This is a genomic window from Xenorhabdus sp. SGI 60, assembly GCF_056632175.1.
Window position 1 is genome coordinate 3447380 of record NZ_CP196860.1, and the last position, 25405, is coordinate 3472784.

General features: G+C 44.0%; 16 protein-coding genes and 4 pseudogenes. 9 read left to right on the forward strand and 11 right to left on the reverse strand.

Annotation, left to right across the window (positions count from 1 at the left end; translation table 11 throughout):
• Positions 1-10 precede the first annotated feature (10 nt).
• From secD to queA, 4 genes and pseudogenes are all read right to left on the reverse strand, one after another.
• A complete protein-coding gene (gene secD / locus ACSJJG_RS16380; protein WP_481089919.1) occupies positions 11-1858 on the reverse strand; it encodes a protein translocase subunit SecD in 1848 nt (615 codons plus the stop codon).
• A gap of 28 nt (positions 1859-1886) precedes the next feature.
• Positions 1887-2219, reverse strand: a pseudogene (yajC, locus tag ACSJJG_RS16385) (preprotein translocase subunit YajC); the annotation flags it as partial.
• Positions 2220-2347: 128 nt separating this feature from the next.
• A complete protein-coding gene (tgt, locus tag ACSJJG_RS16390; protein WP_481089920.1) occupies positions 2348-3472 on the reverse strand; it encodes a tRNA guanosine(34) transglycosylase Tgt in 1125 nt (374 codons plus the stop codon).
• A gap of 142 nt (positions 3473-3614) precedes the next feature.
• On the reverse strand, positions 3615-4688 hold the full coding sequence (queA, locus tag ACSJJG_RS16395) for a tRNA preQ1(34) S-adenosylmethionine ribosyltransferase-isomerase QueA (RefSeq protein WP_481089921.1): 1074 nt from the start codon (positions 4686-4688) through the stop codon (positions 3615-3617).
• Between the two features lie 104 nt (positions 4689-4792).
• Here queA and ACSJJG_RS16400 point away from each other — a divergent pair, with 104 nt between their 5' ends.
• The 3 genes from ACSJJG_RS16400 (at position 4793) to ggt (ending at position 8111) form a co-directional block, all read left to right on the forward strand.
• A complete protein-coding gene (locus ACSJJG_RS16400) occupies positions 4793-5380 on the forward strand; it encodes an acyl carrier protein phosphodiesterase (protein WP_481089922.1) in 588 nt (195 codons plus the stop codon).
• A 182-nt stretch (positions 5381-5562) separates the two neighbouring features.
• The gene (locus tag ACSJJG_RS16405; RefSeq protein ID WP_481089923.1) at positions 5563-6165 is read left to right on the forward strand and encodes a peroxiredoxin C; all 603 of its coding nucleotides are present in this window, start codon (positions 5563-5565) and stop codon (positions 6163-6165) included.
• A 185-nt stretch (positions 6166-6350) separates the two neighbouring features.
• Positions 6351-8111: a gamma-glutamyltransferase gene (gene ggt, locus ACSJJG_RS16410; RefSeq protein ID WP_481089924.1), complete on the forward strand. Its 1761-nt coding sequence runs from the start codon at positions 6351-6353 to the stop codon at positions 8109-8111.
• A 100-nt stretch (positions 8112-8211) separates the two neighbouring features.
• On the opposite strand, the gene brnQ is transcribed toward ggt, so the two are convergent.
• From brnQ to phoB, 3 genes are all read right to left on the reverse strand, one after another.
• On the reverse strand, positions 8212-9552 hold the full coding sequence (brnQ, locus tag ACSJJG_RS16415; protein WP_481089925.1) for a branched-chain amino acid transport system II carrier protein: 1341 nt from the start codon (positions 9550-9552) through the stop codon (positions 8212-8214).
• Positions 9553-9907: 355 nt separating this feature from the next.
• Positions 9908-11233, reverse strand: coding sequence for a phosphate regulon sensor histidine kinase PhoR (phoR, locus tag ACSJJG_RS16420; RefSeq protein WP_481089926.1), 1326 nt, complete (start codon positions 11231-11233; stop codon positions 9908-9910).
• Between the two features lie 19 nt (positions 11234-11252).
• Positions 11253-11942, reverse strand: a complete 690-nt coding sequence (phoB, locus tag ACSJJG_RS16425) for a phosphate regulon transcriptional regulator PhoB (RefSeq protein ID WP_481089927.1) — start codon at positions 11940-11942, stop codon at positions 11253-11255.
• A 269-nt stretch (positions 11943-12211) separates the two neighbouring features.
• On the opposite strand from phoB, the gene sbcD reads away from it, so the two are divergent.
• The 5 genes and pseudogenes from sbcD to ACSJJG_RS16450 all read left to right on the forward strand — a co-directional run.
• Positions 12212-13429: an exonuclease subunit SbcD gene (gene sbcD, locus ACSJJG_RS16430; protein ID WP_481089928.1), complete on the forward strand. Its 1218-nt coding sequence runs from the start codon at positions 12212-12214 to the stop codon at positions 13427-13429.
• Positions 13430-13446: 17 nt separating this feature from the next.
• Positions 13447-17127, forward strand: coding sequence for an AAA family ATPase (locus ACSJJG_RS16435; protein WP_481089929.1), 3681 nt, complete (start codon positions 13447-13449; stop codon positions 17125-17127).
• Positions 17128-17256: 129 nt separating this feature from the next.
• On the forward strand, positions 17257-17493 hold the full coding sequence (locus ACSJJG_RS16440; RefSeq protein ID WP_481089930.1) for a hypothetical protein: 237 nt from the start codon (positions 17257-17259) through the stop codon (positions 17491-17493).
• Between the two features lie 112 nt (positions 17494-17605).
• Positions 17606-17748: pseudogene (locus tag ACSJJG_RS16445) on the forward strand (transposase); the annotation flags it as partial.
• Between the two features lie 125 nt (positions 17749-17873).
• A pseudogene (locus tag ACSJJG_RS16450) lies at positions 17874-18097 on the forward strand (IS5/IS1182 family transposase); the annotation flags it as partial.
• On the opposite strand, the pseudogene ACSJJG_RS16455 reads toward ACSJJG_RS16450, so the two are convergent.
• The 4 genes and pseudogenes from ACSJJG_RS16455 to ACSJJG_RS16470 all read right to left on the reverse strand — a co-directional run.
• Positions 18090-18200 (reverse strand): annotated as a pseudogene (locus tag ACSJJG_RS16455) (ABC transporter substrate-binding protein); the annotation flags it as partial. The pseudogenes ACSJJG_RS16450 and ACSJJG_RS16455 overlap by 8 nt on opposite strands.
• A gap of 129 nt (positions 18201-18329) precedes the next feature.
• Positions 18330-19964, reverse strand: a complete 1635-nt coding sequence (locus ACSJJG_RS16460) for an ABC transporter substrate-binding protein (RefSeq protein ID WP_481089931.1) — start codon at positions 19962-19964, stop codon at positions 18330-18332.
• Between the two features lie 125 nt (positions 19965-20089).
• Positions 20090-21724, reverse strand: coding sequence for an ABC transporter substrate-binding protein (locus tag ACSJJG_RS16465; RefSeq protein WP_481089932.1), 1635 nt, complete (start codon positions 21722-21724; stop codon positions 20090-20092).
• Between the two features lie 429 nt (positions 21725-22153).
• Entirely contained in the window at positions 22154-24097 is a 1944-nt protein-coding gene (locus ACSJJG_RS16470; RefSeq protein WP_481089933.1) for a bifunctional 2',3'-cyclic-nucleotide 2'-phosphodiesterase/3'-nucleotidase, read from the reverse strand.
• A gap of 368 nt (positions 24098-24465) precedes the next feature.
• Between ACSJJG_RS16470 and rdgC the strand changes: the two genes are divergently transcribed.
• Positions 24466-25377 carry a recombination-associated protein RdgC gene (rdgC, locus tag ACSJJG_RS16475; RefSeq protein WP_481089934.1) on the forward strand — a complete coding sequence of 304 codons (912 nt, stop codon included), beginning with the start codon at positions 24466-24468 and terminating at the stop codon, positions 25375-25377.
• Positions 25378-25405 lie beyond the last annotated feature (28 nt).

Here is a 25405-nt window from a genome sequence, read left to right on the forward strand (position 1 = left end):
AACGTGCTCCTTAAATTGACAACTTATTGATACGCTTGCCACCGTACAGCAAGTTCACGATTGCACGTGTTCCCACAATAGCAGTGAACATTGAAGTCGCCACACCAATACTGGTGGTGATCGCGAAGCCCTTGATAGAGCCAGTACCTACTGCATACAAAATAATAGCCGTAATCAGCGTAGTCAGGTTTGCATCGATGATACTGGAGAACGCCCCTTTATAGCCTTCGTAAATTGCCTGCTGCACCGTACGGCCATTGCGCAATTCTTCTTTGATACGTTCGTTGATCAATACGTTCGCGTCCACGGCGACGGCAAGCGTCAAGACGATACCCGCAATCCCCGGCATGGTCAGGGTCGCCCCCGGCAGCAGGGACATAATACCAACGATCAGCACCAAGTTAGCCAGCAGCGCAGAACTCGCAATCAGACCAAACTTGCGGTAGTAAATCACCATAAATACGACAGAAGCAATCAGGCCCCACAAACACGCTTCAAGGCCCTGCTCAATATTCTGCAAGCCCAGAGTTGGCCCAATCGTACGCTCTTCCACAATCTGGATTGGTGCAATCAACGCTCCTGCCCGCAGTAACAGAGATAATTGACGAGCTTCTGCCGGATTGTTAATACCGGTAATGCGGAAACTGTTACCTAAGCGTGACTGAATCGTGGCAATGTTGATAACTTCTTCTTGCTTAACCAAAATCGCACGACCATTGGCATCTTTCTTGCCACTGTCCTTATATTCCACAAACAGCGTTGCCATTGGCTTTTGCAGATTATCTTTGGTGAAATTAGACATTGCTGTGCCGCCAGCGCTATCCAGGGAAATATTCACCTGTGGATAACCGTTCTCATCAGTACTGGAGGTCGAATCGGTGATATGGTCGCCCGTCAGAATAACGCGCTTGTAGAGTACAACAGGGTTACCATCACGAGTATCTTTCACTTCTGAATCAGCCGGAATGCGGCCATATTGCACGACATTTTGATCAACACTGGTATTGACCAGACGGAATTCCAGAGTTGCGGTTGCCCCCAGGATTTCTTTCGCGCGGGCAGTATCCTGAATACCAGGCAGTTCAACCACAATGCGGTCTGCACCTTGGCGTTGAACCAGAGGTTCTGCAACCCCCAATTGGTTGACACGATTACGCAAAATAGTGATGTTCTGCTGTACTGCATAAGAACGAGCTTCACGCAGACGTTCATCACTCATCACCACTTTCAGCGTGCTGTTGGCTTCATTAGAGAACACCAAATCACGGTGACGAGGTTCAAGATAGCTTTCTGCTTTAGAACGTGCATCGTTATCACGGAAACGAACTTCGACGCCATAATTATCCGTTTTGCGGATAGTCGAATAAGGGATGCCTTGATCACGCAGTTCAGAGCGCAGACCATCAATATTCTGTTCCTGCAATTTACCCAGCGCGGTTTCCATATCCACTTCCATCAAGAAATGAACACCACCACGCAGGTCAAGACCCAGTTTCATCGGTTCAGCACCGACTGCCCTTAACCAGACAGGTGTTGCAGGCGCGAGGTTCAATGCGACAACATACTGTTCACCCAGTGCAGAAACTAACGCTTCACGCGCACGAAGCTGCACATCAGTGTTATTGAAACGAGCAAGAATTGCGCCATTTTCCAATGCAATGGACTTGCTCTTGATTTGATCTTTTTCTAAAACATTACGGACTTGGTCCAGCGTTTTTTCACTGGCGGCGATGCCTCGCGCGCCAGTGATTTGTACAGCCGGATCCTCACCATAAAGGTTGGGAAGTGCATAAAGCAAACCGATGAGGATCGCAGCGATCAGCATCAGATACTTCCACAAAGGATAACGGTTCAACACGGCAGTTCCCTTCGGGAAAATCGGAAAATTAAATAGCCTTCATTGTACCTTTCGGCAAAATGGCAGCAACGAAGTCACGTTTGACAGTTATTTCTGTGGTGTCATTCAAGGCAATAACCACATAGCCGGTGTCAGACACTTTAGAGACACGACCCACCAAACCACCAGAAGTCAGCACTTCATCCCCTTTGGAGATGGAATCCATCAGTTTTTTATGTTCTTTGGTGCGTTTTTGTTGTGGACGCAGGATCATGAAATAGAAAATCAAACCGAAAACAACCAGCATGATAATCAGAGAATATGGGCTTCCCTGAGCTTGCGTTGATGCGCCAGCAGCTGCCGCAGCTTCAGAATAAAAAAACTCATCAAATTTCCCTCATTGTTATCGAAAATGTGACTGTCGAGAACATTGCTATTAAAATCGACAGTGGCTCGATCAAAAACCAGCCCAATATGCTACACATATTGAGACTGATTAGTCACGATAAATTATATATTTAACGGCGGAACGGGTTTACCGATCTGCTGATAAAACGCTTCAACAAACTGTTCCAGTTTGCCTTCTTCAATGGCCTGACGAATTCCAGCCATCAAGCGCTGATAATACCTTAAATTATGTATCGTATTCAGCCTTGCACCAAGAATTTCGTTACAACGATCAAGGTGATGGAGGTATGCCCGGCTATAATTGCGGCAAGTATAGCAGTCACAATGCTCATCCAGGGGAGATGTATCTTCTTTATGTTTGGCATTGCGGATTTTGATAACCCCTTCGGTCACAAACAGGTGACCATTGCGGGCATTACGAGTTGGCATCACACAGTCAAACATATCGATACCACGACGAACACCTTCAACCAAATCCTCTGGCTTGCCGACTCCCATCAAATAGCGAGGCTTATCCTGTGGGATCTGAGGGCAAACATGTTCCAGAATACGGTGCATATCTTCTTTCGGTTCACCGACGGCCAATCCCCCTACAGCGTAGCCATCAAAGCCGATTTCCACCAGCCCTTTTATGGAGACATCACGCAAATCTTCGTAAACACTGCCCTGAATAATACCAAACAAGGCATTTTTATTATCCAGCTCATCAAAACGTTGACGACTGCGCGCAGCCCAGCGCAATGACATTTCCATAGAACGCTTCGCATAATCCCAATCAGCGGGGTATGGCGTACATTCATCAAAAATCATGACAATATCAGAACCCAAGTCATACTGGATTTCCATGGATTTTTCCGGGCTGAGGAAAACAGGCGTTCCATTGATTGGGTTACGGAAGTGAACCCCTTCTTCCTTGATTTTGCGCATAGCGCCGAGACTAAAAACCTGAAAACCACCAGAATCAGTCAGAATAGGGCCTTGCCACTGCATAAAATCATGCAGGTCACCATGCAATTTCATGATTTCCTGCCCCGGACGCAACCAGAGGTGGAAAGTATTCCCTAATAGGATCTGCGCTCCCGTTTCTTTCACCTCTTCCGGTGTCATACCTTTTACCGTGCCGTAAGTTCCCACTGGCATAAATGCCGGTGTTTCCACAACGCCACGATCAAAAATCAAACGACCACGACGGGCATTGCCATCCGTCTTTTGTAACTCAAATTTCACTTAACCTCCAGACATCAGAAAAACAGTCTGATGCTTGTTTAGATATTATTCAAATCAGCGGGGCTGAAATGAAGAATATTTTGATTTTAAACTCTTTTATTACAAAATATTTAATTGATTTCAGCACCGTTTCTTCTGGTACTCACTCTTTTAATACTCGTTCTTTTGCCGCCATTGTATTGCGATTAATAAACATTGCATCACCATAACTAAAAAAGCGATATTCTTTTGCTACCGCTTCTTTGTAGGCATTCATGGTGTTTTTATAACCGGCAAACGCAGAAACCAGCATGATAAGGGTGGATTCCGGCAGATGGAAATTGGTAATCAGTGTATCTACGACCTGATATTCAAATCCGGGATAGATAAAGATTTGGGTATCATCAAAAAATGGCGCGATAATCCCATCCTGACAAGCTCTCGCAGCACTTTCCAGCGAACGGACCGATGTTGTCCCTACCGCAATAACCCGATTACCACGCGCCTTACATGCCAGCACCGCATCCACGACATCCTGTGGCACTTCCGCATATTCGGCATGCATCACATGATCTTCAATGGTTTCCACTCGCACAGGCTGAAAAGTACCGGCACCAACGTGCAAGGTGACAAAGGCCATCTCAATGCCTTTTGCACGCAAGGCAGCCAAAAAGGGTTCATCAAAATGCAATCCGGCCGTCGGTGCAGCCACTGCGCCCGGACGCTCACTATAGACAGTTTGGTACAACTCACGATCCGCATCTTCATCAGGACGAGCGATATAAGGCGGCAGAGGCATATGACCAATTTGATCCAAAATGGTCAATACATCACGCTCATCATCAAAACGGATTTCAAACAACGTATCATGACGCGCCAGCATCGTTGCCTTAATGCTCTCCGCTTCACCAAGGATAAGTTCAGCGCCTTCTTTCGGTGCTTTGGAAGCACGAACGTGAGCAAGCACTCGCTTATTATCCAGCATCCTTTCGACTAAAACTTCCAACTTTCCCCCCGTCGCTTTGCGGCCAAACAGGCGCGCAGGGATAACGCGGGTGTTATTGAAAACCAATAAATCTCCGGCTTCCAGCTTCTCCAGCACATCAGTAAAAACACCGTGTGCCAGCTTGCCTGTTTCACCATCAAGGGAAAGCAGGCGGCAAGCACTTCGCTGTGGCTGGGGATAGTGAGCAATCAGCTCTTCTGGCAGTTCAAATGTAAAATCAGCGACACGCATTTTATCTGTATCATTCAAAAAAACAGGCGGACTAGTCTAGTGCTGCAAGCGCAAGTGTGCAACAAAGAAGCACCTGGTTTAACTATTTACGGTATACTCTCGCTATGAATTTTCTCGCACACCTTCATTTAGCTGCATTAGCGGAAAGTTCCTTACTGGGGAATTTGATGGCAGATTTCGTCCGCGGCTCTCCAGAAGGCGCATTCTGTTCTGATATTGTAGCCGGTATCCGTATGCACCGTCGGGTAGACAGCCTGACGGACAAGCATCCACTTGTCCTGGAAGCTCGCAAATTATTTCGCCCCGAATATCGGCGCGTCGCCCCCATTACCCTTGATATCATCTGGGATCACTTTCTTTCTCGGCATTGGGACAAATTTGAAAAAAATTACTCCTTGCTCGAATTTGTCAATCTTGCCCGCCACAATATAGAACCTCATCTCGCTTCAACCCCTGAAAAATTTCGGGAATTGAACAACTACCTCTGGTCACAAAACTTATTCATCCGTTATGCCGATATGTCATGCATCGCCAATGTCTTGCAGAGCATGGCACGCAGGCGCCCAAAATTATCTGCATTGGCAGGATCGTATCAGGATATTGAAAATCATTACCTTGATTTTGAAACCCTATTTTGCCAGTTCTATCCAGAAATGATGTCACTAGCAGCAAATAAGCATCTGTTTGAGTAGCAACTATCTTGAACTTTTCACAAATAGCTTTATCTTATGTAGTCTAAAAGGAATTAAAAACAGTTTATTGATAGGTAAAAACTATTATAACGATTGGTATTTTATTCTTTATTGCTATAACCTAATTCCTTATGCTGTAACCCGTTTTTACATAACACCTTTTAAAATCACAGGAGTCAATTATGGTTTTAGTCACCCGCCAAGCCCCTGACTTTACAGCTGCCGCCGTTCTCGGTAACGGTGAAATTGTTAATAACTTCAATCTGAAAAAACACCTGAATGGCCGTGCTGCTGTTATTTTCTTCTGGCCAATGGATTTCACTTTCGTTTGTCCTTCTGAGCTGATTGCTTTTGATCATCGCTATGAAGAATTCCAGAAACGTGGTGTTGAAGTTGTAGGTGTCTCCTTCGACTCTGAATTCGTTCACAACGCATGGCGTAAAACTTCAATCAACGAAGGTGGCATCGGCGAAGTCAAATATCCAATGGTTGCTGACATCAGACGTGACATCATGAAAGCTTACGGTATTGAGCACCCAGAAGCGGGCGTTGCTCTGCGTGGTTCTTTCTTGATTGACAAAAATGGTGTTGTTCGCCATCAGGTGGTTAATGATCTGCCACTGGGCCGTAACATTGATGAAATGCTGCGTATGGTTGACGCTCTGCAATTCCATGAAGAACACGGCGAAGTTTGTCCGGCACAATGGGAGAAAGGCCAGGAAGGTATGGGCGCTTCACCTGAAGGCGTAGCAAAATACCTGACCAAAAACGCTGATAAGCTGTAATCCCATTAGGATTCAATCAGTTCATAACATTATGTTATGAAACATTCCAAACCAGCCGCCCAACCGGCTGGTTTTTTACTTTTAAAAATCCTGAGCATTAGATAAGGTGAACCACTCATTCGCAACAAAAACACCACAAACACCTAAACTAATTAACAGTTGACCTATTCTCAGGAGAACAACACATGTTCAAGGCATGGAAAATAACACTTGTCGCTATATCCCTACTTATTTCCACCCCACTTTATGCAGCCACTGAGCTGGCTGTTGAAGCTAAACAAGGTATGGTTGTCAGCTCACAACGCCTTGCTTCACAAGCTGGCATCGATATTCTAAAAATGGGCGGGAACGCCATTGATGCGGCGGTTGCCGTTGGATATGCCCAGGCAGTGGTTAATCCCTGCTGTGGCAATATTGGTGGTGGTGGCTTTATGACCATCCATCTTGCCAATGGAAAAGATACTTTCATTAATTTCCGTGAAACAGCCCCTGCCGCAGCCAGCGCTGATATGTATCAGGATAAAAATGGAAACGTTATCAAAGGTGCCAGCCTGTACGGTTATAAAGCAATTGCTGTACCGGGTACAGTGATGGGATTTGAAGAAGCATTGAAAAAGTACGGCACATTAACTCGCGAACAAGTCATGGCTCCGGCCATCAAACTGGCACGCGAAGGCTATATACTGACCCGTGGCGATACCGATATTCTGGACACCACAGTTAAGCGTTTCGCTCAAGATCCAGAAGCTGCCCGTATTTTCCTGCGCAAGGATGGCACACCATTCGAACCCGGGGACAGACTTATTCAAACCGATTTAGCCAACACGCTGGAAATGGTTGCCAAACATGGACCTGATGCTTTTTATCACGGCAAAATTCCCCAATTAGTTGCAGAAGCATCAAAAAAATCAGGCGGAATTATTACCGCAGCGGATTTCGCCAATTATCACATCACAGAAACCGCTCCTGTCACCTGTAGTTACCGAGGCTATAAATTCATCTCTTCTCCGCCGCCCAGCTCTGGTGGTGTTACGTTATGTGAGATATTAAACGTCATTGAAGGCTACGATCTTAAATCCATGGGATTCAACTCTGCTGCTTATATTCACACATTGACAGAAGCCATGCGCCACGCCTATATGGATAGAAATACCTATCTGGGCGATCCAGTTTTTATCAATAATCCGCTTGATCGACTGTTGAGTAAAAGCTACGCCGAATCAATCAGAAAAGAGATTCAACCCAATAAAGCCACCCCATCAGTGAATATTCAGCCAGGCATTGGTCCTCATGAAAAACCAGAGACTACCCACTATTCCGTGGTAGATAAAGAAGGGAACGCAGTATCAACAACTTACACCATCAACGGACGTTTTGGTGCTGTCGTGATTGCCCCAGGAACTGGTTTCTTCCTCAACGATGAAATGGACGACTTCACCACTAAAGTCGGTGAGAAGAACCTGTATGGGCTAGTACAAGGTGCAACCAACTCAATCGCCCCGGGTAAGCGCCCACTATCATCAATGAGTCCAACACTCGTGACCAAGGGTAATAAAATCTTTCTGGTCTTAGGTTCTCCGGGAGGCTCACGCATTATCTCCATCACACTACAAACTGCCCTGAATATCATCGAATTCAACATGCCGCCACAAGAAGCCGTCAATAGCCCACGGATCCACCATCAATGGCTACCTGACGAAGTCTATTATGAACAACGTGGCCTGTCGAAAGACACACTGAATTTACTGGAAAAAATGGGTTACAAAATGGTGGAACAGACACCTTGGGGAGCAGCAGAATTAATCATGATTGGATTGCCAGGTGCCGCTGGGGTGACTCCACAATCGTCAGGCAATGATTCAGTCGTATCAGGTATTGTCCGTGAAGGCTATATCTACGGTGCTAACGATGCACGGCGACCTGCCGGTGCCGCCATTGGTTATTAATCCAGCACAAATCAGCAAAAAAGGTGGGCTGCTTTCAACAGCTCACCTTTATCATCTTATAACATCACTTATCCATGTTTATCATGAATAGACTTCATTCCTACTTCTCTTCAGGCTGCACTTCATACTTTGGGAGCTTTACGCCTCCTACGATGCGGTCATAAATAGCGCACACAACAATCGTCAGTAAAGTAGGCAGTAACCAAGCCAAACCTTGATCCGCTAATAGCAGATGCTTCGCCCACTCAGGCAGTAAATGGGTGAGGTACCCAGAAACTTTTATGACATCCAAAACCCCAAACAGCAAACTGACAGACATGGCAGGAGCCAAAATACGGGTGCAGTTATTCCACCAACGGATTGTAAAGCTCAGTAATATCAGCACGATACAGGGAGGATAAATGGCCGTCAGTACGGGAAGTGAGAACTTAATCAAGTGGCTTAAGCCCATGTTAGAAACCAACATGGAGAATGTGCCTAAAATCAGTACCAGAGTACGATAGGATAATGGCAAATAGCGGCTGAAAAATTCAGAACAAGCACACGTCAAGCCAACAGCAGTTACCATACAAGCAACGAAAATCAGTACCGCGAGGAAGAAACTGCCGTAGTTACCAAAAATGCTTTGGACATAGGCGTGCAAAATCGCAGCCCCATTATCCGCGGTAGGCACTAATGTGCCACTGCCTTCCCCAAGTTTGAACAAAGAGAGGTATACCAGCGTCAAGCCAAGACCGGCAATCACGCCAGCCCACATAGCATAGCGCGTCAACAGGGAAGAAGCCGCAATTCCTCTGGAACGAACTGCGTTAACAATAACAATACCGAATACCATTGCAGCCAGTGTGTCCATGGTCAAATAGCCATTGACAAAGCCATTTGAGAACGGAATTTCCCGATAAGTTTCAATAGCAGGAACAGGGCCACCTGCCGGCCACAACACAGCCGCAATTCCTAAAATGGCTAACGCTACGATTTTGATTGGAGCCAATATATGGCCAACACTATCCAGTAGTTTGCCCGGATACAATGAAATCAGTACCACGAGTGCAAAATAGATCACACTATAAATAAATAGGGGAAGATCACCTGTTCCGGTAAGTGGTGCAATACCCACTTCAAAAGAAACCGTTGCAGTCCTGGGGGTTGCAAACAAGGGGCCGACAGCTAAATAGCAGACAGTTGCCAGAATCAGACCTGCCGTTTTTCCAATCGGTGCACTGAGTGCTTCAATGCCCCCCCCCACTTTTGCCAACGCAATGACAGTAATGACTGGCAAGCCAACAGCGGTTAGCAAAAAGCCTGCGGCTGAGATCCAAACGTTCTCTCCTGCCTGCAAGCCAACCATAGGCGGAAAAATAATATTTCCCGCACCAACAAACAAGGCAAAGGTCATAAAACCTAATGCCCAAATATCCTTAGATGATAAACGGTATGCCATAATGATTGCTAATGTATTATTGCCAAAAGAAATGCATCTGCGACAGTAACTATCGCAAGTACTTGAATTTTCACTGGCGAGACCGAATTCTGATTTAACAGTCAGTGATCAACATAATATTCACTGATAATCGCAAGATACAGAATGATAGTAGTAATAACAGCTAGAATCGCCAACAACTGCCCCCAAGTAAAACTTTTATAGCGCTAAAAGGCAAGCAGTAAACCAAAAACCAGAATAATGTACTGAACTGGTTTTTAAAATCAGTTATTATTGTTATCTATCATTGAATACACACTATATGATTTGTTCATTTTCCGCTCGCGCGCATTTTTTGTTCATGCTAACTCATAAATCATTTTGTCATAAAACGGTTTTTGGCAGAGGCAATAAGCCGAGATGCCAATAAAAAGCTAAAAACGGAGCCTTTCCCTAAAGTACTCGCAATATCAAGATGGGTATTGTAGTGATGCAAAGCATGTTTCACTATCGACAAACCTAACCCATTCCCCCCAGTTTGACGTGAGCGGGCCAGATCGACGCGATAAAAACGTTCTGTCAGACGTGGTAAATGTTCCGCGCTAATTCCACCGCCATTGTCTTTCACTTTGAACTGTGCGCCTTGGGAAACATCTCGCCAGCTCACCTCAATCCTTGTGCCCGGAGGGGTATGTCTAATGGCGTTATAAACAAGGTTGGACATTGCACTGCGCAGCTGCTCTTCATTACCAAACACTTTCAGCTTTTCATCAATATCAAACACAATATCGTACTGCTCATTTCCCAAAACCAATACTTCCCGTTGCAATACTTCCCGTTGCAATACTTTCAATATGTTGGGAACATCCACAACTTCATTCACGTTCACTTGTGGCCCCCCTTCAATTTTGGAAAGATGCAGCAGTTGTTGCACCAAACCATCCATTCTTCGTATTTGTTCCCGCATCGTACCGATGACTTTCTGGTTTACGTTATTGTCGAACGCCTGATCCTCCATCATTTCCAGATAACCTTGCAGTACAGTGAGGGGGGTTTTGAGTTCATGACTTACATTGGTAAAAAAATCCCGTCTGGCATTTTCCAACTGTCGTTTTTGGGTGATGTCGCGCGCGACCATCAATAATTGCTTCTCAGAATAAGGCATAATGCGGAACTCTATCATATTGCCATTATTCAATTCGATGGACAGAGGGTGGGAAAAATCATTCTCGGTAATATAACGGCTAAAATCAGGATAGCGAAGCAGGTTGAAAATATGCTGACCATTATCCTCAGGCCAGCGGAACCCAAGTAAATGCTGTGCCAAACGATTACACCAAAAAATATTGCCCTCCGTGGTCATTATCACAATGGCATCCGGCAATGATTCAGCACCACTGCGAAAGCGTTTGATGAGTAACGCGAGTTCACGACGTCGTTTGCGATTGCGTTGCTGCAACTGATAAATACCATAAAAGATAGGTTCCCAGCCGCCACGACCGGCGGGCGGTAACATATTGCGATCCAGCCATAACCAATCGGATAATTTCAGCAAATTATAGCCATGCCATATCAGGGCCAAAAATAGCGCAATAACCAGCAACCATGCTAACTGACCGATAAAAAGAGACAAAATGACAGCGGGCAAGCAAAAAAGCACAAGCCCCCATACCAACTTTTTCCAAGATAAACGCTCAAGCACGTGACCTTACTCCAAACAATCAATAGCGGGTAGAAAAGCGATAACCCGTACCACGCACTGTTTGTACCATCTTAGCGTGATCCCCTATCTCCAACGCCCTACGCAAGCGTCGAATATGTACATCAACCGTACGATCTTCCACATAAACATTTGTTCCCCACACATAGTTGAGTAACTGTTCACGACTATAAACACGCTCAGGATGAGTCATAAAAAAGTGGAGAAGTTTGAATTCAGTTGGCCCCATTTCCACATCTTGTCCATGACTGGAAACGCGGTGGGATGATGGGTCTAGCACCAATCCATCCATATCAATAATCTCTTCCGACTCTATAGGTGAAAGGCGGCGCAAAACAGCCTTAACCCGGGCAATCAATTCCTTCGGTGAAAAAGGCTTCGTTATATAGTCATCCGCACCGACATCTAAACCACGCACTCGATCTTCTTCTTCCACCCGAGCCGTAACCATAATGACAGGGATCGCCTTAACGTTATTATCCCGCTTCATTTGCCGGATAAGTTGTATCCCAGAGCCTCCTGGCAGCATCCAGTCCAATAATACCAAATCAGGATAAGGTTCAGACAAACGTCTTATTGCCGTATCGTAATCTTCCGCTTCAATGGTCTGATAACCGTTTTGTTCCAGTGCAAAACAGACCATTTCACGAATCGGCACTTCATCTTCAACTACCAAAATGCGTTTAACCATGGTTAATTCCGTTAATGTCATTAAGGCTAGTGACTTTCGCTGCAAATATTATGAGTCAATTTTATGACACTTTTATGAAACCTCTTACTCCTCAATTAGCAAGAGACAAACTGGCTCCCAAAGAAAATTTTGCAACTTTGTCATATTTCATTGTGGATGCGAAGTAGCTCGAAAATTCAGTAAAGAATGTCGAATTGCACAGGACATCCCTCAAACTGCCATTATAATTAACCCCTGCAACAAGCAAGGAAGTAACGGGCGGGAAAATCATGCGAATTATTCACACATCTGACTGGCATCTTGGCCAATATTTCTTTACTAAAAGCCGCGCTGCTGAACATAAGCATTTTTTGCAGTGGCTGATTGAAAAAATAGTGCAATATCAAGTTGATGCACTAATTATTGCCGGCGATATTTTTGATACCGGTTCGCCACCCAGCTACGCACGTGAACTTTATAACAAATTCATTGTGGCATTACAGCCTACAGGCTGCCAGCTTGTCATTCTTGGTGGAAACCACGATTCTGTTGCCACACTTAACGAATCAAAATCCCTTCTCTCTTACCTGAATACCATTGTGATTGCCAATGCTGAAACTGAAGATATCACACAGCAGATAAAGCTTCTGAATAACAGAGATGGCAATGCAGGGGCAATTCTCTGTGCCATTCCCTATCTGCGGCCACGGGATATCATGACCAGTCAGGCGGGGCAATCTGGCGTACAAAAACAGCAGGCACTACAGGATGCCATCTCCGGGCATTATCACAAGCTCTACCAACAAGCCTGTGCATTACGAGAACAGCTCAGCCAGCCATTACCGATTATCGCCACTGGTCACCTCACTACGGTGGGCGCTTCCACTACGGATTCCGTTCGCGATATTTACATCGGCACATTAGAGGCCTTCCCCGCACAGTCATTTCCTCCTGCTGACTATATTGCACTAGGGCATATCCATCGCCCGCAAGTCATCGGTAAATCAACGCATATCCGCTACAGCGGTTCTCCTATTCCACTCAGTTTTGATGAAGTGGGGCAGGAAAAAAGTGTCTGCTTAGTGGACTTTAAATCAGGCAAACTCGATAACATCACACTGTTACCAATCCCACATTATCAGCCTATGCAGCTTATTCGTGGTAATTTGAAACAAATCGAAGAGCAATTACACGTTTTCAAGGAACATCAGGGAGAGCGCCCGGTTTGGCTGGATATTGAAGTCGCAACCCAGGATTATCTGCACGACATCCAAAAACGCATTCAGGCTCTCAGTGAAGGGTTGCCTGTTGAGATCATCCTGCTACGCCGCAGCAAAAGCGCTCGCCAACGGTCACTGTCAGAACAAAATAAAGAAACGCTTACCGAGCTAAGTGTAAATGAAGTCTTTGAGCGGCGTTTGGCGCTGGCAGAAATCGATGATCTTGCCCAAAAACAACGCCTGACCACTCTATTTAAACAGACGCTGGATGATATTTCTCAGCAATAACCTGAAGAGAACATGCCATGAAAATTCTTAGCTTACGGCTGAAAAATATCAATTCCCTGCAAGGTGAATGGAAAATTGACTTTACGGCAGAACCCTTTGCCAGCAATGGATTGTTTGCCATTATCGGCCCTACAGGTGCAGGAAAAACATCTTTATTGGATGCCATTTGCCTCGCCCTTTATCATGAAACACCAAGGCTCAACACTATTTCTGCCTCGCAAAATGAACTCATGACCCGTCATACCGCAGAGTGCCTTGCTGAAGTAGAATTTGAAGTCAAAGGCGTCGCTTATCGGGCATTTTGGAGTCAGCGTCGTGCTCGTAACCAGGCAAATGGCAAACTCCAGCCCCCAAAAGGAGAATTAGCCCTCAAAAAAGAGGGAAAAATCCTGGCTGATAAAATTCCAGAGAAAAAAGAAAAAATAGCCGAAATAACTGGGCTGGATTTTAGCCGTTTTACCAAATCAATGCTTTTGTCACAGGGGAATTTTGCCGCATTTTTAAATGCACAAGATAAAGACAGAGCCGATCTACTGGAAGAGCTAACCGGTACAGAAATTTACGGCATCCTGTCCCAGGAAATTTATCAACGCCATAAAGAGGCACAATCTGAGCTGAATATCCAACAAGCCAAAGCCTCTTCCATTGAGTTACTCACGCCAGAACAACAACAGACATACCAAAACCAACAACAACAGCTTATTGCAGAAGAAACCCAACTCAGCCAACAAATGAAAGCATTGCAAACAGCCGAACAGTGGCTTTTGCGACAGAATGAGCTACAGCAATCACTGGTCAGCAGTGCTTCACTTTTACAACAAACTGAGCAAGCAATTCAAGAAGCACAACCTCAATTGCAGCAACTTGCTGCCGGCGAACCAGCAGAGAAAATCCGTCCATTATGGGATGCACAAAACCGAGCCATCCATGAAAAACAGAGGATCACAGAACAACGCACAAAAATAGAGCATGAACGCCAACAACAGCTGGCAATGCTGCAACCTGCCGAACAGCACCTGGCACAACTGGAAAAAAAGCGGGAAGAACATCTACAGCATCAAAACCAGCAAGAAACGCTCATCTCAGAGCAAATTGCGCCGCTCGATCATAAAATTGACACTCAATCCAAGGATTTGCTGAAACTTGAACAAGAGATTGCAGGACAAAACCGTGACCTCACAGACATCTTATCCCAACACCAAGCGACACAGGATCGAACAGCTGCTTTAAATAGCGAACAAAAGGAGTTGGAATCCTATGATGAGCAGCACCCTTATTACCGCAGTTTGGACAGCAAACTGCCTGAATGGAAGCAACTATTCACCCGCCAGAAAGAGCGACAAGAAAAAATAAATCAGCTTACCCAAAGCACCCAACAAATTGCCTCAGAGCTTGCCCACACAACCGATTATTTACATACCTTGAATGCAGAGTTAGCCAAACACCAAGAACAGAGCCAAATGCTGCGCAACAGCCTTGCCGCTGCTGCAAGCCAACTCACAACTTTGCAGCAAAAGCATCCATTAGAACAATTACAAAAAAATTTAGAAAATTATCAGAAACAATGGGTATCACAAAACCAACTGGAGATCTTACTTCCCCAGATCCAGCAGTTACATACCACGATCTCAGCTGATAAAAACCAATTGATCCAATCTCAAGCATTGGTAAAAGACTTACCTGATCAAACCGCAATCCTCAATCAACAGTTGGCAGACAAGCAGCAACATTATGACGATCTCACCAATCGAATTCGTTTAGAACAACAAATAGTTAGTCTGGAAAAAGAACGGGCACAATTAAAAGCAGGTGAATCTTGCCCGCTGTGTGGTTCAACTCATCATCCTTTAATCAACGAATACCAGAATATTGCCCTACCACATTCAGAAGAGCGTTTGAAAAGTCTGCGCCAACAGATTGAACAATTGCAAGAAAATCGTGCGACCCTACAGCAAAAACAACAGATTCAACAGCAGCACTGCGAGCAATTGCAGCAAAATATTGCACAATGCACTATTAAATTAGCAGCATTGGTTAAACAGTGGGAACACCATTGCCAGCAGTTACAAGCTACAGAATTACCGATGGAAGCAGACACGGTTAATCACTTTATCAGTCAGCGACAATCTACTTATCACCAATACCAAGCACAACAAGAAGCACTTTCACAGGCAGAGAAAAACTATCAAGCAGCCGAAAAAGCACTTGCTGGCAATCGGGAGCAATACCAAGCTTGTGAAAAGAATATTGAATTGGAAAAGTTCAAACAGGATTCAGCCCAAAAGCAATTGGCAGAAAAGGCGGGAGAAGTTCAACAAATAGAAGCTAACTACGCAGCGACAGCACAACAGTTAAACACGGAATTACAGCTAACACCTTTCACACTCCCAGCCCCCGATGAAACAGAAAACTGGCTGCAACAGCGTGAACAGGAATTAAAAAATTACCACAATTCACGAGAAAAGTGGCAGCTGCTACAAAAAGAACAAGCAGCCTTGCAAAGCAAACTGGGTGAACTAGACAAACAAAAAAATAAGCTCTCCACTCATCTTCATGCTTTGAATGAACAGCAGAAACAACAAATACAGTTATTGGAACAAACACGCCAGGAACGTCATCGTTTATTTGGCGAACAATCCATCATTGCCGTTCGTCAGGCTTTGCAACAAAAAACCAATGAACTGGAAACAAGCCACAAACAAGCAACTTTCCATCTGCAAACCCTGCAAAATAAAATGAGTCAATTAATCGGTGCTGCCAGTGAAATAGAAAAAAGCCACATCGCCGCCGAAGCAAACTACAAACTTGCTGCCAGCCATTTCCAAACAAGCTTAGAACGGCAAGGCTTTCCTGATCAATCATCCTTTGAACGTGCTTTATTGGAACCGGAACAGCGGGAAAAATTACAACAATTACAAGAAAAACTTGAACAGCAACAATTGCAAGCCAAAACACGCCATCATGAATCAGAAGTGGCCTTACAGCGACATACAAAAACACAGCCGCAGTTACTTAACCAGTATGAACCTCAACAATTAGCCGCCCTATTGACCGACGTTACGGCTCAGTTGAAACACAACAACCAACAACAAGGCGAAGTCAGAACCCTATTGAACAGTGATGCAACTCGCCGCCAACACCAACAGGAATTACTGGCACAGATCGCACTTTTACAACAAACATATGATGACTGGAACTATCTCAATAATCTTATTGGCTCCGCCGATGGCGCTAAATTCCGCCGTTTTGCTCAAGGCCTGACATTGGATCATCTCGTGCATCTGGCCAATATTCGATTGGAAAAATTACATGGACGCTACTACTTGCAACGCAAGGATGACGGTGGGCTGGAATTACAAGTCGTTGACACCTGGCAAGCGGAAGCCATGAGAGATACCAAAACACTTTCTGGAGGTGAAAGTTTCCTTGTCAGCCTGGCTCTTGCACTTGCCTTGTCTGATCTCGTGAGTAACAAGACACAAATAGAATCCCTGTTCCTTGATGAAGGGTTTGGCACGCTTGATCCTGAAACCCTGGATATCGCTTTGGATGCACTGGACCACCTTAATGCATCAGGAAAAACTATCGGGATAATTAGCCATGTAGAAGCATTAAAAGAGCGGCTCCCTGTTCAAATAAAAGTGGAAAAAAAGAATGGATTAGGTTTCAGTCAATTGGCAGCAGAATTTCGAGTTTAAACATGGAAATCAAATAGTAACACCCGCTTGAGCAATGTGTATGGTGTGTATGTAATATTAGGCTGTGCCCCTTAATATAAATTGATAGTATTATTTTATCCAGTTGATTTTAATAGCTGGGACAAAAAGATGGCACGCTACGACATTTCTGGGCATGACGCCTGGAGAGTGATAGAACCTTGTTTACCGCCTGTCCGTTCAGCGCAGGCAGGACGTCCACATGTTGAACACCGTCGTGGGATACAAAAATGGGCAATGGTTTCTGGTTTATGTTCAGGTGCGCCTGTGCGCTGCTTCCGCCTCGCACGCAGGCACAGAACGGGGGGGGAGGGCGGAAAGGTAAACGATACCGGGAAAAATGAGTGAATGATGAAGATGTTCTGGTTTAAGTGTCACATGCGGAGAGGGAAGAGGCTATTGTTGGAGGAGCAAAGAGAAGACGCGCGGGGCGAAAAACATCCGGGGGGGGGGGGGGGAGGCGCCCTGGCGCGATTTGCCTGACTGCGCTACGACGGTCCCTGGAAAACGGTTTATAACCGATTTAACCGTTGGTCAAAATCAGGCATTATCAACAAGGTCTTTATTACCACCGATTACTGTCCATTGCTTGACAGAATGGTTCTTTAAAGGGTGGGATGCAGCAATGTGTGAAGCATTGGATGAAAGAGACTGGTCTTAAATTTGTCTGGATGGCAGCAACGTGCGAGGTCAGTAAAGAATTAACGCCGCCGGGGCCAAAAAAGGGTTAACATCCTGATATCGCTGACGATAATGGCGTTGGGTCGCTCACGCGGTGGTTATGGCGCCAAAATCCCACTTCTACTCGGAAAAGGGTTCCCACTCAACCTGATGTTGACGGCGGGCCAAGCCCATGAAAGCCAAACCGCAGATCCCCTTGCTCGACGGCATTGGCGTACAACGCAAAAATGGCTTTATGAAACGGCGTGGCAAAGCCGTATTACTACGGAAGCATCAGCAAAATAGCGGCCATATGGAGAAAGCGTTTTAGGGTTTGTTAACCATCGCCAGCTAAATACCACATCATGCGCGGTAATTGGCGTACCATCAGACCATATTTATAGCTATGTATTTATACACAATAGTTTTCAAATTTCATCACAGAGGCAAAAGTTACCCTAAAGGAAAAGCAATTCTTGCTTTTCCTTTGAATAGATATCACGAACCACTATGGTTATCAATGTTCAATGTTCAATAACATAGAGATCTTTTGTAGAAATATAATCCATTGGGGTAACGTAAAATCCACCAATATAAGGTTTAACCAAGCGATTACTGACATAATAATAAACAGGGATAACTGGCGTATCATGATTAAAAATGGCTATCGCTTTTTGGTAATAAACAATGTCATTGGTTTCACCTGCTTTAATAACTGCCTGATCAAAATCATTATTGCCATATTGTGGTATATTATGACTGCTTCCCGTCAGGAAAGTATCCAAAAAAGACATTGGACTGTTGTAATCCGCTGTCCATGCGTATCTGACGACATCGAACTTGCTCTGGTGCATATTATCCAGCATCACTTTCCATTCCTGATTTTGCAAACTTGCCTGAACACCAAGATTCTGTTTCCACATTGAAGTGACAGCAATGGCAAGTTTTTTATGGGATTCTCTCGTGTTATAAAGTAAGTTGAATTTGAGCGGATTTTTCTCATTAAAACCTGCTTCGTTCAATAATTCTCTGGCTTTTTTAACCCGCTGCTTCTGTGTCCAAGAGGCATATTCTGGTGGGGTTAAGGTGATACCGCCGATATTAGGAGGCAAAATATCGTAAGCGGGCAGTTGTCCCATTCCCAATATCTTATGAGCAATTACATCTCTATCTATAGCTAAACTTAATGCTTTCCGAACCCTAACATCATTAAACGGCGATTTTTGCGTATTAAACACGTAATAGTAAGTACTGAGCATAGAACTCACATGAATTTGATCACCCAATGTTTTCTTTAATGATGCAAAGGAATCCAGAGGAATAGTCATGGTAATATCAATTTCACCGGCAAGATAACGGTTTAAATCTGACTTGTCTGATGTAATGGCAAGATAAGTCACTTTATTAATGACGGTATTTTTATCATCCCAATAATGAGGATTTCTGACCCCAATAACATTTTCGTTCACTTTCCATTCAGAGAGTTTAAATGCACCACTGCCAACAAAAACATCGGGATGTGTCCATTTATTACCATATTTTTTAACCGCTTTTTCACTCACCGGAACCAAAATTGGATGGGTCAGCATCTGCAAGAAATAAGCCACGGGTTTATCAAGTTTCACTTCCAATGTGAAATCATCCAGCGCTTTCACACCGAGTTCTTCCAATTTTTTCTTACCTAGCAGTATATCGTTTGCATTAATTATGTGGGCGGTTCCAAGGTAGCTGCCATAAGGAGAACCCATTTCTGGATCAAGCAGACGTCGCCAGCTAAATACCACATCATGGGCGGTAATCGGCGAGCCATCAGACCATTTAGCGCCTTTTCTTAAATGAAATAGCCAGGTTTGGTTATCATTCGTCTCCCAACGTTCAGCCAATCGAGGCTCAATATGACTTTTTCTGTCGGTATAAACCAAACCATCAAAAAAATCATGGATAATATTCAACTCAACATTACTCTCTACTTTATGTACATCTAAAGAGGCGGGGAAAGCGCCATTATTACGTACAATTTCCTGATTTTCAGCTAATTGTGTTCCTGGAGGAACAACGGCAGCGTAAGAAAATGTGATGTTTGTTAATAATACTCCCAGAGAACAGGTAAGAATTTGAGTAAGCTTCTTTTTCATTAAACCCGCTATGAGTTTTTTCATGTTTTGAGTCTCCATTAATTGCTGCTTTTATCATTACATTACGCTGCCATTTTATTTACTTGATAATTTCAATTAACTTATCAAGTAATAGAAGCCTGTTTAAACAGGCTTCTATTATCAAAAAATCAGTGTTTAATAATATAGAGATCTTTTGTCGGGATATTTCCCATTGAGTCAACGTGGAATCCACCAACATAGGGCTTGACTAGTTTTACACGGACATAATAATAAACGGGGATGGCAGGTATTTCTTGATTGAGAATATCAATGGCTTGTTGATAATCGGCGGGATCATTAGTTTCATCTGCTGTTAAAACCCATTGATCGAATTCCTTATTTTGATATCTCATATGGTTATTGGTATTCCCTGATGTGAAAATATCTAAAAAGCTGGTCGGGCTACTATAATCCGCATTCCATGCGTATCTTGTCAGCTCAAAATTGCCTTGCGTCATACTGTCATTTTGTGTTTTGGTTTCCTGATTTTGTAAGATAACTTCCACACCTAGATTCTTTTTCCACGCCGAGCTGACAGCAATGGCAATTTTTTTATGGGAATCGGAGGTGTTATATAACAAGGTAAACTTGAGTGGATTCTGTTCGTTAAAGCCAGCCTCATTCAGTAACATTTTGGCTTTGGTAACGCGCTGTGCTTGTGTCCATAAGGCATAGTCAGGTTGTTTTAAATAAATACCTCCGGCCCCAGGAAATACCACATCATAAGCAGGTTTTTGACCATTGCCTAATACCTTATCAGTGATAATGTTTCTATCCAGTGCTAAAGCCAGCGCTTGCCTGACCCGAATATCATTAAATGGCGGCTTTTGTGTATTAAAGAGATAGTAATAAACACTCATTATGGGTTTAACATGCAATTGATCACCAAATTTCTTCTTAACGGTTGGCAAAAACTCCGACGGCCCTCCGTTAGATATATCAATTTCTCCTGTCATATAGCGGTTTAGATCCGCTTTATAATCTGATAATGGCAAGTAAGTGACTTTATTAATTAGGGTATTTTTATCATCCCAATAATAAGGATTTCTGACACCAACAATTTTTTCATTCACTACCCATTCAGAGAGCTTAAAAGGCCCATTGCTGACAAAATTCTTTGGCTGGGTCCATTTGTTGCCATATTTCTTAATAACCCGTTCACTGACAGGAGACACTGCGGGATGCGCCAACATTTGCAGAAAACCTGCTTTTGGCCTTTCCAAGGCGATTTCTACCGTTACATCGTTCAGCGCCCTAACGCCGAGTTCTTCCGGTTTTTTCTTACCAGACAGTACATTATGAGCATTCACGACATTGGCTTGAATCAGGTAGCTACCATAAGGAGAAACGGTGTCAGGAGTCACCAATCGCCGAAAAGAAAAAACCACATCATGGGCAGTAATCGGTGTATCGTCCGACCATTTCACACCTTTTCTTAAATGGAAGATCCACGTTTTATTATCTTTGGTTTCCCAGCGTTCAGCCAGAGCAGGGATAATATTTTCTTCTTTATCTGTATCCACCAAACGCTCAAAAAAATCCCGCAAAATATCAAATTCACTGCTCCCCTCAGACTTATGCGGATCTAAAGAACTCGGTTCGGAAAAATTATTGCGGGTAATTTCTTGCTTATCCGCCAATTGTACATTGGGAGGAACAATCGCAGCATATGAGAAAGTGATATTTCCCAGCATCAGACTGACAGAACAGATAAATATTTTAGCTATTTTATTTTTTATTATTCTTACCAGCATTTTCTGCATATTAACGGTCTCCATAATTGTTTTCATTGCTAAATAATCAATACATATACCACTATTACCTTATGACTATTACCTTATGACTATTACCTTATGACTATTACCGATATGAGAATGACTATATTGAGTAATATATTCGAGTAAATTGAAATTTATGCTAATGCAGAAGTACAACGCATGATAATTAGCGTTGCATTTCTGATCTGGATCAAACAACCGTTACAATATCTTTGATCTATAGGTTTTATCTACGCTGATCTGCGGTATCTTTTATCTCTGTCACACTATCTCTTAGATATCTGGCCAACTGGCATCCTAAACAACCAATCATTGCAAAATTCTTGCTATCACAGATAAATGCTATCACAATAACTTGCCTGCCCTTTAGCCAGGCAGAAGAGCAGGCATTAATACAATTACGTTCAGTCAGTTTTATTTTTTCTCTGTCAAATTAATTTGATAGATAGCAAAACCAGTATCATCATTTTTTAAGTACTTCATCGGGTATTGGGCGTGTTCCTTAACGAATTTCGCTGCTTTTTCTGTTGGGGAAGTTTCGAAACGGATATCTAATTTTTTATCTGTTTTGATTGGCAAGAATGACCAATTGTTTTCCGCTTGGGTTAATACTACCCCCTTCTCTTTGGTGATTCTGGCAATGTAAGAAGCTAAAATAGTACGGTTTTCATCCGGTGAAGCAAATGCAATGTGATCTTCTCCGGTTCCGGCAAATTTGCCACCGTAACCACGGTAGTTATTGGTGGCGATCAAGAAAGTGGTGTTTGGATCAATTGGCTTACCCTGATAGGTAACATCTTTGATGCGGTTCGCACCTTTATTGATAAGCTGGCAATCAGTGTCATATTTGGCGGGTTGAGTCAGGTCTATCTTATAGTTAACCCCTGTGATGGTATCGAAGTTATAAGTGCGGAAACCCTCCCAGTTCAGCAATTCTTGCGGTTTGGTGGAGTTTGCATCAATCTGGTTAAACATGCCCGCCGAGCATTCCAGCCACTCAACCACATCCGCCCCCGTTGCTTTTACCACCACCAGCGTATTTGGGTAGAGGTATAAATCAGCGGCGTTACGGAAAGTCAGATCCCCTTTTTCCACTTCCACAAAGTCAGCCGGTGAATTTTTACGCCCGCCTGCTTTGAAAGGTGCCGCCGCCGCTAAAACAGGCAGTCCATCCAAGTTTGGATCACCCTGAATAAAGCGTTTGGTGTAATCTACCTGCGCATCATTGACGATCTGAACGGTGGGATCGCTCTGGATCAGCGCCAGATAGCTGTACATGTTGTCAGAGGCTTTACCAATGAATTTACTCACGAATTTGCGCGTTCCCAGATGATCTTTTTCGATGATGGAAGCCAGTTTATTATCGCGTTCAACCAATGCTTTTTTATGGACTTTGTCATAGATAGGGCGGGCTTGCGCTTTGCCAGATTCGACTTTCCATTCACCACTGTCGTTATTGATCACCATATCAACAACACCCAAATGATCCCCCCACTGCCCCGGCATGACGGCAGGAATGCCATTAATCGTGCCATTAGCGACATTAACGCCCTTGATACCTGTATATTCCTTGCCTGGGAATACACCGTGAGCATGACCAAACATAATGGCATTAATACCGGGAACTTCACTCAGATAGTAAACCGAGTTTTCTGCCATCGCTTTATAAGGATCTTGAGAAAAACCGGAATGGGGAATGGCGATAATCAGCTCTGCCCCCTCTTTCTTCATTTGCGGGACGAATTTTTTTGCGGTTTCAGTGATGTCATTAACAACCACTTTGCCATTGAGATTGGCTTTATCCCAAATTGTGATTTGTGGTGGCACAAAACCGATATAACCGATCTTAATCGTATGCTCGTTACCTTCGCGATCTTTCACTGGAGTATCAACGATAATATAAGGCGTAAAGTAGTTTTTGCCGGTTTTGGCATTGATGATATTCGCATTGATATAAGGGAATTTAGCACCGGCGAGAGCCTGTTTCAGATAATCCAAGCCAAAATTGAATTCATGGTTACCCAAGTTACCAACGGTATAACCCATAGTATTCATCAGCTTATAGGCCGGATGAACCTCCCCTTGTTTCAATCCTTTTGCCACCATGTAATCCGCAAGCGGACTGCCTTGAATCAAGTCACCGTTATCTACCAAGATCGCATTGGTTGCTTCCGCTTTGGCCGCCTTAATTAAGTTCACAGTACGAACCAGACCAAATTGCTCTGTGGATTTATCTTTAAAGTAATCGAAATCCATCAGATTGCCGTGAATATCCGAGGTTTCCATCACCCGTAAATCAACGGTTGCCGCGTTCACATTGAATGCCACCAGCATTGCCAAGGTTGATATTTTCAACATGTTTTATTTTCAACATGTTCTTCATCATGCTATTCCCCTTTATAGAATAATACGGGAGAACTCAAACAAGCTCCTCCCTAAATTACAAGCTCCGGCAATTTACTTAAAAAAGACAAACGTGCTCCGGTTAGGGCGGTAAGTCGCCACATAGCTGCACTTTTAACATTGCCTTGCTATCGTTGGCGATAGCGGATACGCATAGCTGATTTTTCCTATTTAGCCGGATGACGCTTTTTATTATATGAAAATGAGAGAGTGATTATATGGGACTCATGAAGTTCTAGGGCTTCGTCACATGATTCGTTATCATGCACCCTTATATTTTAAGATGACCTTTATCACGATGCGCAACAATATGGGGTAACTGCATGTTATGGTTCAAAAATTTAATGATTTACCGTTTAAACCGAGAGATCTCCCTTTCGGCGGATGAACTGGAAAAACAATTAAGCCCATTGGCATTCACCCCATGCGGCAGCCAGGATATGATGAAAACTGGCTGGGTTTCGCCAATGGGTTCCCACGGTGAAGCATTAACCCATGCTTCCGGCAATCAAATTCTGATCTGCGCGCGCAAAGAAGAAAAAATGCTACCTTCTCCGGTGATTAAACAGGAATTACAGGACAAAATAGCCCGTCTGGAAGGTGAACAACACCGCAAGCTGAAAAAGACAGAGAAAGATTCACTGAAAGATGAAGTGATCCATACATTGCTGCCACGCGCATTCAGCCGTTTCAGCCAAACCTATATTTGGATCGATACCGTCAACCATTTGATCATCGTTGATGCCGCCAGCGCAAAACGGGCTGAAGATAATCTGGCCCTGCTGAGAAAGACATTGGGATCACTGCCTGTTGTTCCTCTTACTTTCACCAATCCCATTGAATTGACGCTAACCGAATGGGTACGTTCAGGTGATCTTCCTACCGGTTATGCCCTGATGGATGAAGCCGAGCTAAAAGCCATTCTGGAAGAAGGTGGGGTGATCCGCTGTAAGAAACAGGATTTGGTCTCAGACGAAATTGCGGCGCATATTGAATCCGGCAAATATGTCACTAAGTTGGCCTTGGACTGGGAAGAGCGTATTCAGTTTATGCTGTCAGACGATGGCACTTTCAAACGGATTAAATTCAGCGAAACTTTACGTGATCAAAATGATGATATCGATCGTGAAGATGTTGCCCAACGATTCGATGCTGATTTTACCTTAATGACAGGGGAACTCGCTGCGCTCATCAAAAACACGATTGATGCACTAGGCGGTGAAGCCGAAAGGTAATCACAAGAGAACTGCCTCAATGGGTTTG

What these genes read in the sequence shown, in the direction of transcription:
- phoB (WP_481089927.1), bottom strand. Translation starts at nt 11,942, where the DNA reads ATGGTTAAACGCATTTTGGTAGTTGAAGATGAAGTGCCGATTCGTGAA.
- ggt (WP_481089924.1), top strand. Translation starts at nt 6,351, where the DNA reads ATGTTCAAGGCATGGAAAATAACACTTGTCGCTATATCCCTACTTATT.
- brnQ (WP_481089925.1), bottom strand. Translation starts at nt 9,552, where the DNA reads ATGGCATACCGTTTATCATCTAAGGATATTTGGGCATTAGGTTTTATG.
- sbcD (WP_481089928.1), top strand. Translation starts at nt 12,212, where the DNA reads ATGCGAATTATTCACACATCTGACTGGCATCTTGGCCAATATTTCTTT.
- ACSJJG_RS16470 (WP_481089933.1), bottom strand. Translation starts at nt 24,097, where the DNA reads ATGTTGAAAATATCAACCTTGGCAATGCTGGTGGCATTCAATGTGAAC.
- ACSJJG_RS16435 (WP_481089929.1), top strand. Translation starts at nt 13,447, where the DNA reads ATGAAAATTCTTAGCTTACGGCTGAAAAATATCAATTCCCTGCAAGGT.
- queA (WP_481089921.1), bottom strand. Translation starts at nt 4,688, where the DNA reads ATGCGTGTCGCTGATTTTACATTTGAACTGCCAGAAGAGCTGATTGCT.
- ACSJJG_RS16440 (WP_481089930.1), top strand. Translation starts at nt 17,257, where the DNA reads ATGGCACGCTACGACATTTCTGGGCATGACGCCTGGAGAGTGATAGAA.
- ACSJJG_RS16400 (WP_481089922.1), top strand. Translation starts at nt 4,793, where the DNA reads ATGAATTTTCTCGCACACCTTCATTTAGCTGCATTAGCGGAAAGTTCC.
- ACSJJG_RS16405 (WP_481089923.1), top strand. Translation starts at nt 5,563, where the DNA reads ATGGTTTTAGTCACCCGCCAAGCCCCTGACTTTACAGCTGCCGCCGTT.
- ACSJJG_RS16460 (WP_481089931.1), bottom strand. Translation starts at nt 19,964, where the DNA reads ATGAAAAAACTCATAGCGGGTTTAATGAAAAAGAAGCTTACTCAAATT.
- rdgC (WP_481089934.1), top strand. Translation starts at nt 24,466, where the DNA reads ATGTTATGGTTCAAAAATTTAATGATTTACCGTTTAAACCGAGAGATC.
- ACSJJG_RS16465 (WP_481089932.1), bottom strand. Translation starts at nt 21,724, where the DNA reads ATGCAGAAAATGCTGGTAAGAATAATAAAAAATAAAATAGCTAAAATA.